This window comes from Streptomyces sp. NPDC058665 (genome assembly GCF_042714995.1).
In the GTDB taxonomy this organism is placed as follows: Bacteria; Actinomycetota; Actinomycetes; order Streptomycetales; family Streptomycetaceae; genus Streptomyces.
This window is the reverse complement of the sequence record NZ_JBHXRX010000004.1, coordinates 66,165-80,402: the sequence shown is the minus strand read 5'-3', so window position 1 is coordinate 80,402 and position 14,238 is coordinate 66,165. Positions and strand designations below refer to the sequence as shown.

Here is a 14,238-nt window from a genome sequence, read left to right as displayed (position 1 = left end):
CGCCACGCTATGACCGCCGGACCGCACGGTGAATAATTGACAGTTCGCATTTCTTTCGCGATCGTTCAAGCATGTTGAGTGACCCGCTGTCCGAGGTCTTTGACCTCATTGAGATCCAGGGGCTCATGACCAGCAGCCTCGCCGTCCCACGGGAGCGCGCCTGGGTGGCCCGCGGCTCCCTTCCCCCCACCTTGAAGTTCCTCGCGGTCGTTCACGGGCAGGCCCGGCTGACCTCCAGCGGCGCCCCCGAGCCGCTCACCCTCCAGGCCGGCGATGTCGCCATCCTGAACAACCAGACGTGGCTGGCAGTACGAGGAGGTCCTGCGGGCCAGGTCCCGTACGAGATCGACGTGACGAGCACGAGTTCCCCCCTTGGCGACGATGAAGGTGCCGATTCCCTCCTGGGCGGTCACGTGTCCCTCAACGCGATCGGCGAATCCCTGCTCCTCCAGGCGCTCCCGCCGGTCGGACACGTACGGGCCGCGAGCACCACCGTCCCGCTCCGCGCCCGGTTGGAGCACCTGCTCGACGAGGTGACCGGCAACCGCGTCGGCTCCGCCTTCGCCGTCCGCCAGCACGGACAGCTGCTGGTCCTCGACATTCTGCGCGTCTATCTCGGCCAAGCCACGCTTCCTCCTGGCTGGCTGCGGCTGCTGACCGACGAACGGCTGCGCGCGGCCGTGACCCTCATGCACTCCGAACCGGGCACGGCCTGGCGGCTGGAGACACTGGCGCGGACGGCAGCCATGTCACGTACGGCATTCGCCACGCGCTTTCGCTCCGTGGCGGGCATGCCACCCCTCACCTACCTCAACCGCTGGCGCATGCTGCTGGCACGGCGCGCCCTGCGGGACGGGAACGGCAACGTCGGGGCCCTGGCGTCCACGTTGGGTTACGCCTCGGAGAGCGCCTTCAGCACCGCGTTCAAACGCGAGACGGGAGAGCCGCCGCTGCGCTACCGGAAACGGGTTCGCACCGACTGAGCGTCCGGCGCTCGTACGTATCGCGGTGGGGGCCGAGCAGCGGCACCGGGCCGAGGAAGCCGAGCGGGACACCGATCGCGGTGGCAGGAACGCACCGAGCTTCAACAGCCGGACAACGAACGGAAGTTGGGGGGCAGGTCCGAAGACCGGCCCCCTGGGACTACCCGAAGAAGGCGGTGAGTTCCCGCACAACGTCGGCGGGGCGTTCCTCGGCGAGGTAGTGACCCGCCCCCTTGAACTCGACGTAGCGTGCGTCCGCCGCCAATCCCTCCATCTGCGCGAGAAGGAGGTCGTAGTACTTGCCGCCCATTGCGAGCACGGGCATGGTCAGCACCGGGTAGTCCTTGAGATCGGTGATGTCCTGCTGGAAGGCCTGGTACCAGCCGTTCCCTCCGCGGATCGCGTCAGGCGTGTCGTACGCGGCGGCGTAAATGGCCCGCGCCTTCTCGCTGAAGGCCCTGGGGTCCCCGCCCTGGAAGTCGATCAGCCAGTCGACGACAAACCGGAACCGCCCCTCAAGGAGCTGCTCGGGCAACTGGTCGATCACGTTGAACGCGAACCACCACGGCGCCGGCTGGCCCGGCTGGGGCAGCATGCGTATCTCGTTGAATATCTCGGTGGGATGCCCGGTCTCCCACAGAGCGACCTTGTGGGTCGCCTCGGGGTGGTTGGCGGCGAAGCTGAACGCGACCTGCGATCCGATGTCCTCGCCCGCGATGTACGCCTGGCGGTGTCCGAGGGTCCGGAGCAGCTCGTAGATGTCCCGGGCCATGGTCTTCTTGTCGTACCCGTCGGCGGGCTTGTCGGAGTCGCCCATACCGCGCAGGTCCGGGGCGATCACCTGGTAGCGGCGCGCGAGTGACGGCATGATCTTGTGGAACTGGTACCAGGTGCGTGGCCACCCGGGGAGCAGGACCAGGGGGTCACCCTGGCCACCGGTGACGTAGTGCAGCCGCGTGCCGTTGACTTCGGCGAATCGGCTCTTGAATCCTTCGATCACCGGTGTCCGTATCGCCCTCGCCCTCGGCGCGGCGGCTGCGGCACCGCCCTGCATGCCGAGCAGCGCGGCAGCCCCGGCACCGGCGGTGACGCCGAGCACGTTGCGTCTGCTGGGTCGCCGGGAAAGCTCGGGGTCGTCGGACTTCTTGGGGCTCATATGCGGAACTCCTCTGCGTTGTCTGGTGCTTTCGGCGTTCTCGGTGGCCACGGACCGGCGGCGCATGGGCGGTTGCCCCGATGGGTGAGCGCTCCGGCCGTCGGCGACAAGGGCGGTGGCACACTTAAGCACCGATCGGTACTGATCACTACGGAGAGGACTGTAGCACTTCCGCACCGATCAGTTCAGAAAAAGGGCCGCCACTGCCTGGCACGGACATCGCGCGAAGGCACCGGACCAGCCAGAAGGCCAACGCCCTTGCTGTCAGGGGAAGTCCGGGCATTCCTCGGCAGAGCCCAGCGATCTCGACGGCAGCGCGTCGAGCGGTTCATTGACCGTCGTCGATGCCCTCGACGTCGACAGGCCGCGTTCCGTCGAACGTCACGAGGACTCCGTAGGGGTCCGCCAGCCGAAGCCTGCTCTCCGTGAAACGGATTGCCCAGGTTCGGTCGGCCCACACGATCGCTTCGGGAACCGCCAGTGGCAGCTCCGGAAGGTCCAGCCAGGCCAGTTCCTCGGTGGTGAGTCCGAAGTGCGATTCCCGGAGTCGGGTGCGGCAGTACTCCAGAGCTTGGTCGGCGAAGACATCGAAACGGCTCACGATGTCATGAGCGAACTGGAGGGTGGCCTCTTCCGGCGGAGCGGCCGGCTCGATCACCAGACTTATCCCGGTCTCGACAGCGCCCGCCGGCTCCATAAAGTCGCCGGCCCAACAGGCCAGCGAGGGAGGGCTCTCCACCCTTCTCAACACAACTCCGGCGATACGCACCGTCTCGGGGAGTTCCGCGTCGACGCGAGGCTCTTCCGTGCCCGAACTGCTCGGTGGCGCGCCGCTGTCGGACATTGGCTCAGCATAGGTCAGACCTGGCACGACGATGATTCCGCGCTTCGCGGCGTTCGCTGGGAGGAGTTGGCCCAGGACTACGAGCTCCAGGTCGTGTCTGACAAATAGCGCCGTCCGCCCGCAAGGCGGGGCGTGCGCCCGCAAGGCGGAGGATGGTGCGCAGATCGGCTGAAGACCGTGCCATGGTCCGTCAGTTGCCTGGTCTAGGGCCTGTCCGGCGGATCTTCGCGGATCAGCCCGGGGCGTCCGGTGCGGTGCATCGCCAGGCGGAGGATCGTGCTCGTACTGGACGTACTTGGACGAGTCCGACAACGAAGCGAGGCGCCGTGCCGGGCGTTCCGGGCCCGCGAAGATCCGCCGGACAGGCCCTAGGGTCGCCCGCATGGCTGAGCCCTCCTTTCTCTCCGCCGTCCGCGAGTCGTACGACACGGTCGCCGCCGACTACGTCGAACGCGTCCCGCTTCCGTCCGAGATGGACCCGCTGTCACGCGCGATGCTGGCGGGGTTCGCCGAACTGGTGCGGACGGCCGGGCTGGGGCCGGTCGCGGATCTGGGGTGCGGCCCCGGGCGCGTGACGGCACACCTGGCCGGGCTGGGGGTGTCCGCCTTCGGCGTCGACTTGTCGCCGAAGATGATCGGGCTGGCCCGGCACGCCTATCCGAACCTGCGGTTCACGGAGGGCTCGATGACCTCGCTGGAGACGAGGGACGACGAGCTCGGCGGCATCCTGGCCTGGTACTCCACCCATCACACGCCCCCGCGGTGGCTGCCGGCGGTGTTCGCCGAGTTCCATCGCACGCTCGCGCCCGGCGGCTACCTCCTCTGGGGAGGCCACGTCGGCGATGAGCGGCTGCGGCCGACCCACGGCTATGGCCGTCCGGTGTCCTACGAGTCGTACCTGCTGCCCCTGGACCGCGTGATCGGCCTGCTGGGCCAGGCCGGACTCGTCGTCACCGCGAGACTGGAGCAGGAGCCGGGCGGACGCGTGAAAAGACCGCACGCCTGCCTCCTGGCCCGCAAGCCCGAGACGGCCTGACGGGGGCTCGCCTCGATCGGGTTCGCCCAGAACGCGTCAACCGGTGCCTTCGCGGCGCCGACCCAGTCCGTGATCAACGGCCTCGCCCACACCGATCACGGGTCCGTGATGTCGAGGGTGACCTTCGTCAGCGGGCAGCCCACACACGTCAGCACGTAGCCGTAGGCCTTCTGTTGTGGCGTCAGGCAGTTGGGCTCGTTCTGCGTGACCTCTCCGCCGCGGAGCCGCACCATGCAGTCGCCGCAGTTCCCCACCGTGCAGGAGTACGGCATCGGCAGCCCCGCCGCGAGTCCCGCGTCCAGCAGCGTCTGGCCAGGTTCGACCACGACCGTGCCGACCGGGTGCCCATTCTCCTCGACGGTCATCTCCTGCGGCGCCGTCGTCGCGGCCCCGGTGTCCGCTCCGCTGGTGTAGCGCTCGTGGTGCACCAACTCGTCAGGGATTCCACGCCCGTTCAAAGCTCTCCGCACCGTGTCCATCAGCGGTTCCGGACCGCAGAGGTAGTAGTGGGCGTCACCGGCCGGGGACAGGCCGGTGACCCAACGACGTACACCGTCCGCGTCGAGACGCCCGTCCCGGCGGGTCAGGACGTGGGTGACCGACAGCCGGTCGGGATCGTCCTTCGCCAGCCGCGTCAGTTCGTCGGCGAAGATGATCTCGTCCGCGCTGCGGCTGCTGTAGAGCAACGCGATCCGGCCGCCGTGGGCCGGACGGACGGCGAGCCGCGTACGGATCATGCTCATCATCGGCGTCACGCCGCTGCCCGCCGCGACGAGCACGAGCTCGTCCCCGGACCGTGGCTCGGCGTGAAAGGACCCCGACGGGCCGCGCACCGCGAGGCGGTCCCCCGCACGGAGATGTCGATGTACGTGGGTGGAGAACCGGCCGCCATCGACGTGTTTGACGGTGACCTCCAGCCTGGGCGCCCCGGGCGCCGACGACGCCGAGTAGGCCCGTCGCACCGGGCGGCCGTCGATGTCGGCGACGAGCGTGAAGAACTGGCCGGGCCTGAAGTCGAACGATCCCGGATTCTCGCCAACGTCCTCCAGTACGAGGGTGACCGCGCTCGCCGTCTCCCCGCGCACCTCGGCGACACGCACTTCCCGCAGAGGGTTCTCCGTCCTGCCGTCGCCCTCGGGAACGGCGCGATCGGCAGGACGTCGTCGCAGGAAGCCGCGGCGCCGACCGCGCGCGGCGGGCTCGATGTCCTCGTAGCCCTCCTTCCGCAGCCCGGACCGGTAGAGGCGGTCCCCCGCCAGTCGCAGCAGCCGGTTGATCCCCGGAATCGCCCCGACGGCCTTCAGCAGGAACGCGGATGGACCGCCGTCGCCCCTGGACGAGTTGGCGGCGAGGTGTTCTCCCGCCAGCGCCATCAGATCCGGCACCGTGCCGCGGTCGAGATGCGCGTCGGGCGTCCACAGCCGCGAGCGCCCGACGGCGTCGTTACCGGTCACCCCGGCGTACTCGACGTCGATGAGCAGCGCCAGGTGCGGGGGCATCCCGCGTAGCGCCATCGTCTCCAGCTGCGCGGGATCGTCGGTGATCGTGCCGCGCCCGCGGACGTGCAGCACACCGCTGCGCCCCGGAACGAGCGCGGCGAACGAGAGCCGGTCGTCCCGCAGCAGGTTGTGGAGCGTGTCGGCGCGTTTGTTGCCCTTCCGGTCCGGGATGACGAGCGTGCGACCGTCCAGGATCCGCGCCACCGCCTGCCGGTCCCCGCGCGGACTGGTGTCGCTCCCCTCGGAGGAGTCCCCCGTGGACAGCGCGAGGAACGGTGCGGCGGCCAGGAACTCGGCGACGCCGGGCCCGCGCAGGGGCCCGTCACCCGCGAACTCGGAGGCCGGCTCGGCGAGTTCGCGGGTGACGGCGGGCGGCTGCCACAGGCGCGACCGGAGGACGGCCTGCGCGCAGTGCACGTACGCCTCCTCGATGTCGACGGTCGTCTCCGCGCCCTTCCGCGCGGCCACCGAACCGTTGACGCGCAGGATCTCCCCCACGCCCGGCAGGAGGAAGAAGAACGAGACCGGACCGCGCGGGTCGCCGGACTCGCGCAGGGAGAACGAGATCCGCGTGGGCGAGTGGACGCGCGCGAACCCCGGCGTACCGCCGATGAAGGTCGTCCTGCTGGTGCCGTCGGCGTCCCGGTAACCGAAGGCCGCGATCGGACACCGGGCGAGTACGGTCCGGCAGCCCTCGTCGAGGGCGCTGATCTGCTTGAGCATGACCGGCGGCGCCGGGCGGCCGATGGTCGTCTCGACCTCGTCCACCGTCGTCAGCCGGTGCGGGGTGCTCAACTGGTTCGGTTGCTTCACAAGGATTCCTCTCGGCCCGGGGCGGACCGGCCCAGGCGGCCGGGCGAGGGGCACGACAGGTCACCGAAATCGAGGGCGTTACTGTTTCCGCAGCTCATGGCAGTTTTTCTGAGTAAAAGCTCAGCTTTTGGCTACTCGCTTTTCGCCCCCGAGGAGGACCTCCCGGTGCCGTCGGCCGACCGCCGTCTTCAGCCACGTCGCAAGCCTCGCCAGGTACGCGCCGAACTCACCCGCGAGCGCATCCTCACCGCCGCTGCTCACGTTTTCGCCGAACACGGTTACGCCGCCGGGACCACGAACCGCATCGCCGAGAGCGCCCGTATCTCCATCGGCTCGCTGTACCAGTACTTCCCCAACAAGGACGCCATCCTCGCCGAGCTGCTGGTGCGGCACATCGACCGCGGTACGTGGACGCGGGCGGACCAACTCGATTTGTCCGCCGGGAGCTTGGAGGCATCGGTACGGACGCTGGTCCGTGACGCGATCGACAACCACCGCGACGATCCGCAGTTGCTGCGGATCATGATCGAGGAGGCGCCGCTCTCGCGGGAGCTGCTCGACACGATCGACCGGCACGAAAAGAACCGGGTCGGTCAGGTACGTGACCTCTTCGCCCGGCACCCGGATGTCGGCGTACGGGACCTCGGCACCGCGGCCGAGCTGATCGTGTTCACCGTCGAGACGAACACGCACAAGCTCATGGCCTATCCCAGGACCACGCCGGTCGAGACGTTCGAGAACGAACTGGTGAACATGGTCACGCGCTACCTGCGCGGCGGCCAGTAGCCGCCCATCACCGGCAGGATGCGCCGGTGCGCATGTTGCTCGTGGCGGAGTTGATGACCGAGTCGAGCCGGTCCCGGGCGTGCATGAGATCGCTGACGCGCCGGTCGACGTGCTCGCGCTCCGCCTCCAACCGCTTGAGCAGGGCGGGAGTGGCGCGGCCTTCGATGACACAGGGCAGGAGCTCGACGATCGTCCTGCTGGGCAGCCCGGCGGCGTACAGCTGCTGGATCAACTGGACACGCTCGACTGCGCTTTCGGGGTAGTGGCGCTGGCCGCTGGGGCTTCGCTCGGCACTGAGCAGGCCCTGCTCCTCGTAGTAGCGCAGGGCGCGGACGCTGACGCCGGTGCGGGCGGCGAGCTCTCCGACACGCATGTCTTCTCCTGTGTGGTTTTCCTCAGCCGGCTTGCCTCTGACGTCGGCGTCAGGTTTTAGCGTAATGGCTGTGTGACGCGCCGGGCGCTTTCTCCCGGTTCGTCTTGCGACGCGGGAAGGCGCGAACGCGAGAGGAGGGGACGTCGCGCGCACCCTCCACCCCAAGATCATCCGACCTGCCCCACACACCAGAGAGAAGCACTCGCATGACCACCTACCTGACGACCGACCTCACCGGCCCGGCGGCCACCCCGACCGTGTCGGTCAAACCCATCGCCCTGTCCTCGCCGCGGAGCGGCGAGGACCCGCACACACACGTACACGTACGCGTCTCCGCCCCGGTCACCGGCACCCGCCTGCCGATCGTGCTGTTCGCGCACGGATTCGGCTCGGACCTGGACGGCTACGCACCACTGGTCGACCACTGGGCCTCCCACGGCTTCGTCGTGATCCAGGCCACTCACCTCGACTCCACACGCTTCGGCATCGGCGCGGACGACCCGCGCAAACCCCACCTGTGGCGCTACCGCGTGCAGGACATGAAGCGGATCCTCGACGAGCTCGACACCCTGGAGGCGTCCGTGCCCGGTTTGGCCGGCCGGATGGACCGGGGGCGCGTCGTCGCGGCGGGGCATTCCTTCGGCGGCCAGACGGCGGGCATCCTCGTGGGTCTGCGCGTCAAGGACCCGCGGACGAGCATCGCCGAGGATCTGTCCGACCCCCGTGTCATGGCCAGCGTCCAACTGGCCACGGCCGGCAAGGGCGGTGCCGAGCTGACCCCCTTCGCCCACGAGAATCTTCCGTGGCTGCGCGAGCAGGACTTCTCCCACATCACCGCGCCAGGACTCGTCGTGGCCGGCGACAAGGACGAACTCCCGCTCTCCACAAGAGGACCGGCCTGGACGACCGACCCGTACACCCTCAGCCCCGGCGCCAAGAGCCTGCTGACGGTCTACGGTGGCCGGCACTTCCTCGGCGGCATCTCCGGCTACGGGGCGGCCGAGACCACCGACGAGAGCCCCGACCGCGTCGCCCTCGTCCAGCAGGTCACCCTCGCCTACCTGCGCCACGTGACCGGCACCGACCAGACCGACTGGGCCACGGCACAAGCCGCACTCGCCTCCGACGTCCACCCGCTGGGACGACTCGAATCGAAGTGACCACCCGTGCGACACCGCAGCGATGTCGACGGTCGGTTGGCGAGCGGTGCCTCTACAGGAGCACCGCCCGCCGGGGCCTGCGGGCGGCTTACGGCGTGTAGCGGGCGTCGCTGCCGTAGAGCTGCCTGGTGAACGCGGAGACATCGGCGCTGCGATCGGCGCCGTTGAGGTTGTACGTCAGATAGACGCCGTACCCCTCGCTGACGGTGCGGCGGGCGAGGTCGGCGGCCGTGGTCTGGGAGGTGCGGCCGATCTCGACGGCGGCCGGTGACAGCTTCGACTTGGGCAGGGCGAGGCCGGGGACCTGCCAGCTGCCGTAGTACGGGTTCCAGGCGTAGTCGAACTTGGACGAGATGTTCACGCCGCCGTAGGAGAGCCGGGACGCGGCCGGGCCGATGTTGTAGAGGCTGATGATCTTGTTTGGCATGTTCGCGCGCAGCGCCGTCACCAGGTGCACGAACGAACTGTCGTTGGGCTGGCCGGTGCCGTTGTTGCCGTACTGGGCGTATTCGTCGTCGAAGTCGATTCCGTCGAGACCGTACTGGGCGACGGTGTCCGACATCTGTTTCGCGAACGCCGAAGCCGCCTGCTGGGTCGGGAAGTTGGCGAAGCCCGCGCCCTGGTGGTTGCCGAGGACCGAGAGGACGACCTTGATGCCCTTCTGCTGCAACGGCCGTATCTCCGTGGCGGCGTTGTCGAGGACGCGCCGCACGTTCTCGTTGAAGTGCAGATACGCCGCCTTCGTGCCCGTGTCGTAGTTGATGTTCGCCGCGAAGATCACGGCGACGTCGAAGACGTTGCCGCCGCCGTTGGCGAGGGTGTACTTGCCGACGTTGAGCATGCTGTTGTTGTTCACCTCGACGTACGCCACCGAGATCGGCCCCTCTTTCGCCGCAGCGGAAGCGGGAGCCGCCGCGGCGCCGTGCGTGGCTGTCGTACCGAAGGCGAGGGCCGCTACGGCCGAGAGCGCCAGCGCGGCCGTCCGTACCCTGCTCCGTACCAGAGTGAACATCGTTGAACGGTCTCCCCTCGCATGGGTCGGCGCCCGGCCTGTTCGAAAGCGCCGAGTGAGCCCTACGAGTTTTCCGCCCCCGTGGGCGAGTCCCGGGAATCTTGCGGGAACTCTCACGACTCCCCCGCAGACCCCACGACAACTCCACATCAGAGCACGGGAGTTGGCCCCATCAGAACGCGCGCAGCACCAGCCGCACCGCCGCCGTGACCCCTCGTGCGATCCAGCCGAGCAGTCCCGTCTCCACCGCCAGCTCGGCGACGTCCGCCGCCGTGTCGGCGCGGTCCGCCCCGGAACGGCACCGGGGGCAGGGCCGAGGCCAACGACGCTTCCGCGTACCGCACTTCCTGCACATCGCCATGGCCTCATTCTCCCTTGTCGCGGCGCCGCGCCAGAAGCGGAAGCGTGATCCGTTACCCGGTGGCTGTCGGCTCGTTACCGGCCGACGACCGCAGATACCGCAGCTGCACATCGCGTTGCCGGCCGGCGCCGCCCTCGTGGCCGTTCCATGGGTAGACCGTGAGCTCCTTCTCGCCCGCCCAGTGGTGGTACGCGGCCATGACCGTCGACGGCGGGCAGACGGTGTCCCTGAGGGCGACGGAATACAGCGCGGGGACGGTGGCGCGGGCGGCGAAGTTGAGGCCGTCGAAGTAGGAGAGCGTACGGAAGACCGTCTCCGGGGCGCGTTGGGTCGCGAGGAAGCGTACGACCTCCTGGTAGGGATCCTGGTCGGTGATGTCAACGGCCCGGCGGACATGGGTGAGGAACGGGACGTCGATCAGGGCCGCTTCGAGTCCCGGGCGGAGCGCCGCTGCCGCCTGGGCGACGGCGCCGCCCTGGCTTGCCCCGTGGACGGCGATCCGCCGCTCGTCGACGGCCGGATGCGCCGCCGCGGCATCGACGGCGCGCACCGCGTCGGTGAAGACCCGCCGGTAGTAGTACTCGGCGGGGTCGAGGATGCCGCGGGTGACGAAGCCGGCGGCCTGTGGGTCGGCGGTGCCGTGCGGGTCCCCGGTCGCCCCCGCGCTCCGCGGGTTCGTGGCGCCCTGGCCGCGGGTGTCCATCACCAGCGCCACCCGGCCCGCGGCGGGCCAGACGAGATGGTCGTGCGGGAGGCCGCGGCCGGCGCCGTAACCGAGGTAGTGGATCACGCAGGGCATAGGGGCCGGGATCCCGGCCGGGATCAGCAGCCAGGCGCGTACGCGGTCGCCGCCGTAGCCGGTGAACTCGGTGTCGTACGCGGTCACGGTGGTGAGCGCCGCGTCGTAGGGCCGGTACACGGGATCGAGCGGCCGGGCGGCCGTCTCGTCCAGGGTGTGCCGCCAGAAGCTGTCGAAGTCGGCGGGCTCGTCCCGGTCGGGGCGGTAGCCGGTGAGCCGGTCCAGGGGCAGGTCGAACAGGGCCATGCGGGTCTCCGTGGGAAGGTTCACCGGGTACGTCCGGTGGCCGGTCCGTCCTCAGTCGCAGGACGGGCTCAGCAGATGGCGCGCGGTGAAGCCGAGCAGTCGCCGCGCGGCCGTGGTGTCCACGGGTGCGCTGCGTCCGGGCAGGGGGCGGCGGACCGGGGTGGTGGGGTGGTAGCGGCGCAGGAGTTCCTCCGTCGGGAACGGCACCATGGTCTCGGGCGCGCACAGATGGACGGCGTGGGCCCCCGGCCCGGGTACGTCGAGGGCCAGCAGCGCCGCCCTCGCCGCGTCGCGCGTCTCCAGATACGTCCACAGGTCCCGCGCCCCGGCGGCCGGATCCTCGGTGAGCCTCGCGGCGTGGGCCGGCAGCCGTTCGTCGAAGCCTCCGACGTACGGGTACCGCAGGCAGATCACGCTCATGGAGTGGCGTCGCGCCATCATGCGGGCCGTCAGTTCGTCGGTCTGTTTGGACAGGCCGTAGGCGTCCGCCACCTGGGACGGCGTCGCCTCGTCCAGCGGGAGGTACGCGGGGTGCGGGTCCGGGTCGTCCGTCCAGGGCAGGCCGGTGACACCGTAGGAACTGGCGAGCGCGGTACGGCGGACTCCGGCGCGCCCGGCCTCCTCCAGCACGGTGAACGTGGCGAGGGTGTTGCCGCCGAAGACCTCCCGTCCGGTGAGGTGCAGCGGGCTGGGGACGGCCGCGAGATGGATGACCGCGTCGGCGCCGTCGAGCGCGTCCCGTACGGCCGTCGCGTCGCCCGCGTCCCCGGTGACCACCCGCCGTGCGGTGAGGTCACCGGGGTCCTCCAGGACGAGGGCGTTGGTCTCGATCCCCCGCTCGGCGAGCAGGGTGAGCACCGCGCGTCCGATCCGTCCGGCGGCGCCGGTGACCATGACCCTCGTCGGCATGTTCAGCTCTCCGGTCCGTAGGCGCGGACGGCCGCGATGTGGGCGGACCGCGCGCCGTTGGTCGCTTCGACGACGATTCTCAGCGCCGACACCGTGACCGGCTCGTCGAACGTGTGCACACGGCGGCGGCGCCGGTTGTCGTGCGCCGCCGCGAGGACGTGCCAGGGGCCGGTCTCCTCACGGCCCTCGATGCGGTAGTCGCGCAGCAGCGTGGGCAGCGTGTCGAACGGGGTTCTGTGGTGGTGCAGATTGATGAGGTCCTCGTTGACGTCGTCGTCCGCGAGGAGGTCGATACGGCCCAGAGTGACCGGTTCGGGCCAGGCCAGCTCCAGCCAGGTGCCGGTCCCGGCCCCGGCCCCGGTCCCAGCCGTCTCGGCGAGCGGCGCCGAGACCCACATGTGCGGTCCGGCGTACGGGCGGGCGTAGCCGTCGACGGCCTTGGCGGGGGCGAAGGCGTCTGTCGCTCCCGTACGCAGACAGAAGGTGCTGCGCAGCAGACTGGTGTCCGTCCATTCGCGCAGGGGCTGCGGTGTCTCGTCCTGGGGCCGCAACGGCACGCGGGTGAAGCACAGCACGCCGGGGGTGGGTGTGTCCGCGCGGCGGAGGGCGAGGGCGGGGTTGGCCCGTACGACGAGGAAGGCGTTGCGCGGGGTCTCGGGCGACCAGGTGAGGCCCGTGTCGATCCACACTCCGGCGCCGGCGGTGACCGGGACGGTGACGGAGTCGACGAGCCGGCGCGGTACGTAGTTCTGGCCCAGCTCCGGGTCGTACAGCTCGACCGTGAGGTCGGTGTCGCGCGCGGCGTCCACGAGGAGTTCGAGGCCGGTGAGCCCCGGATCGGCGGGCAGGACGATCCCGGCGTCTGCCGCCAACGGCCAGGATTCGCCCGGTGTCTCGACGGCGAGGCGGGTGAGGCTGGAGTGGGCGGTGACGGTGGCGCGCAGGGCGAGGTCGCCCGGGTCGGTGGAGGCGAGGCCGATGACGGAGGCGTCCTCGCGCAACAGGGTGCGTTGCAGCGCGGAGATGTCCAACGCCCTTGGGGCGACGCCGAGTTCGGCGCAGAGCGCGGCGGCCGTCCCGGCGGCCTGGCCGAGGGTGGCGCAGGTGGCCATGACACGGGTGGAGCCGAACGCGACATGGCTGGCGGAGATGTCGCGTCCCGCGAAGAGCAGGTTGGAGGTGTTCGCGGAGTACAGGCTCCGGTAGGGGATGTGGTAAATCCCGTCCGCGTAGCGCTGTTTCGCGGCCGCCTCGGTGGCGTACATGCCCTGGGGCGGATGCAGGTCGATGGACCAGCCGCCGAACGCGACGCGGTCGGGGAACGGTGTCTGGCCGAGGATGTCGGCCTGGTTCAGTACGTAGTCGCCGACGAACCGCCGGTATTCGCGCTTGCCGGGCACGGAGCCCACCCACTCCAGGGTCATGGTCTCGGCGTCGAAGTCGCCGGAGTTCTTGATGTGGTCCCAGATTCCGTAGATGACCGACCACAGCTCGTCGCGGATGCGCTCGTTGTCGTGCACGGTGTCGAGTTCGCCGCCGAACTCGATCCACCAGTAGGCGCAGCCGTTGTCGCCGGCCTTGATGATGCGCCGTTCGGGGATGGAGGTCTTGGTGATGTCCTTGGCGAAGTCCGGTGGTACGTAGCGGACGGGGTGTCCGGTGTCCTTGGTGTAGAAGAGCAGCGTGGACCCCAGGGAGATGTCGTCGGCGGTCTCGGGCGCCCACGGCTCGCCGTACTCCTCGCGGGACTCCCGGCCGATCCGGTGGTGCGCGCCGGCGAGATGGCCGATCAGACCGTCTCCGGTGCAGTCGAGGAACAGGTCGCTCTCGAAGCGGATTCGCCGCTCGGAGCCCATCATCCAGCCGGTGACGGCGGTCAGCCGCCGGTCGTCCGCCGGTCCGTGCGCCTCGACCTCGCGGACGTCGGTGTTGAGGTGGAGTGCGATGTTGGGCTCGGCCCGCACGGCGTCCAGGATCACGGCGTCCCAGTAGTAGGGATTGCCCTCGGGGTTGCGGTACTGGTTCTCGACGAACAGTTCGCCCATGATGCCGCCCTCGCGGGCGTGGTGGTTCTTGCCGTGCCCGGTGGCGCCGCACACCCAGACGCGTACCTCGCTGCTGGAGTTGCCGCCGAGGACCGGCCTGTTGTTGACCAGGGCGACGGTGCGTCCGAGCCGCGCCGCGGCGATGGCCGCGCAGGTCCCGGCCAGGCCGCCGCCGACCACGGTGATGTCGTACCTCGCGGTCTCGTTTCTCATGGG

Annotated in this window: 13 protein-coding genes; 4 read left to right on the top strand and 9 right to left on the bottom strand. The window is 69.8% G+C overall.

The window, feature by feature from the left end:
- Positions 1 to 71: 71 nt before the first annotated feature.
- Positions 72 to 983 (top strand): AraC family transcriptional regulator, encoded by a 912-nt coding sequence (locus ACFWV8_RS03635; protein ID WP_384197637.1) that lies wholly within the window; start codon positions 72 to 74, stop codon positions 981 to 983.
- A gap of 160 nt (positions 984 to 1,143) precedes the next feature.
- On the opposite strand, the gene ACFWV8_RS03630 is transcribed toward ACFWV8_RS03635, so the two are convergent.
- Both ACFWV8_RS03630 and ACFWV8_RS03625 read right to left on the bottom strand, forming a co-directional pair.
- Entirely contained in the window at positions 1,144 to 2,139 is a 996-nt protein-coding gene (locus ACFWV8_RS03630) for an alpha/beta fold hydrolase (RefSeq protein ID WP_384197635.1), read from the bottom strand.
- Positions 2,140 to 2,467: 328 nt separating this feature from the next.
- Positions 2,468 to 2,983: a hypothetical protein gene (locus ACFWV8_RS03625; protein ID WP_384197633.1), complete on the bottom strand. Its 516-nt coding sequence runs from the start codon at positions 2,981 to 2,983 to the stop codon at positions 2,468 to 2,470.
- 382 nt (positions 2,984 to 3,365) lie between these two features.
- On the opposite strand from ACFWV8_RS03625, the gene ACFWV8_RS03620 reads away from it, so the two are divergent.
- The gene (locus ACFWV8_RS03620) at positions 3,366 to 4,019 is read left to right on the top strand and encodes a class I SAM-dependent methyltransferase (RefSeq protein WP_384197631.1); all 654 of its coding nucleotides are present in this window, start codon (positions 3,366 to 3,368) and stop codon (positions 4,017 to 4,019) included.
- Between the two features lie 95 nt (positions 4,020 to 4,114).
- On the opposite strand, the gene ACFWV8_RS03615 is transcribed toward ACFWV8_RS03620, so the two are convergent.
- On the bottom strand, positions 4,115 to 6,331 hold the full coding sequence (locus tag ACFWV8_RS03615) for a 2Fe-2S iron-sulfur cluster-binding protein (protein ID WP_384197629.1): 2,217 nt from the start codon (positions 6,329 to 6,331) through the stop codon (positions 4,115 to 4,117).
- A 165-nt stretch (positions 6,332 to 6,496) separates the two neighbouring features.
- Between ACFWV8_RS03615 and ACFWV8_RS03610 the strand changes: the two genes are divergently transcribed.
- Complete coding sequence (locus ACFWV8_RS03610) at positions 6,497 to 7,117, top strand: TetR/AcrR family transcriptional regulator (protein WP_384197627.1); 621 nt, start codon at positions 6,497 to 6,499, stop codon at positions 7,115 to 7,117.
- 7 nt (positions 7,118 to 7,124) lie between these two features.
- On the opposite strand, the gene ACFWV8_RS03605 is transcribed toward ACFWV8_RS03610, so the two are convergent.
- Positions 7,125 to 7,490, bottom strand: coding sequence for a MerR family transcriptional regulator (locus ACFWV8_RS03605; protein ID WP_384197625.1), 366 nt, complete (start codon positions 7,488 to 7,490; stop codon positions 7,125 to 7,127).
- Positions 7,491 to 7,696: 206 nt separating this feature from the next.
- On the opposite strand from ACFWV8_RS03605, the gene ACFWV8_RS03600 reads away from it, so the two are divergent.
- Complete coding sequence (locus tag ACFWV8_RS03600) at positions 7,697 to 8,650, top strand: alpha/beta hydrolase family protein (protein ID WP_384197623.1); 954 nt, start codon at positions 7,697 to 7,699, stop codon at positions 8,648 to 8,650.
- Between the two features lie 88 nt (positions 8,651 to 8,738).
- Here the strand turns inward: ACFWV8_RS03600 and ACFWV8_RS03595 are convergent, their stop codons facing one another.
- The 5 genes from ACFWV8_RS03595 to ACFWV8_RS03575 form a co-directional block, all read right to left on the bottom strand.
- Positions 8,739 to 9,662 (bottom strand): endo-beta-N-acetylglucosaminidase H, encoded by a 924-nt coding sequence (locus ACFWV8_RS03595; protein WP_384197622.1) that lies wholly within the window; start codon positions 9,660 to 9,662, stop codon positions 8,739 to 8,741.
- 172 nt (positions 9,663 to 9,834) lie between these two features.
- Positions 9,835 to 10,023 carry a hypothetical protein gene (locus tag ACFWV8_RS03590; protein WP_384197620.1) on the bottom strand — a complete coding sequence of 63 codons (189 nt, stop codon included), beginning with the start codon at positions 10,021 to 10,023 and terminating at the stop codon, positions 9,835 to 9,837.
- A gap of 52 nt (positions 10,024 to 10,075) precedes the next feature.
- Complete coding sequence (locus ACFWV8_RS03585; RefSeq protein WP_384197618.1) at positions 10,076 to 11,068, bottom strand: acetylxylan esterase; 993 nt, start codon at positions 11,066 to 11,068, stop codon at positions 10,076 to 10,078.
- A 51-nt stretch (positions 11,069 to 11,119) separates the two neighbouring features.
- On the bottom strand, positions 11,120 to 11,977 hold the full coding sequence (locus ACFWV8_RS03580) for an NAD-dependent epimerase/dehydratase family protein (RefSeq protein ID WP_384197616.1): 858 nt from the start codon (positions 11,975 to 11,977) through the stop codon (positions 11,120 to 11,122).
- 2 nt (positions 11,978 to 11,979) lie between these two features.
- A complete protein-coding gene (locus tag ACFWV8_RS03575; RefSeq protein ID WP_384197614.1) occupies positions 11,980 to 14,235 on the bottom strand; it encodes an FAD-dependent oxidoreductase in 2,256 nt (751 codons plus the stop codon).
- Between the last annotated feature and the right edge of the window lie 3 nt (positions 14,236 to 14,238).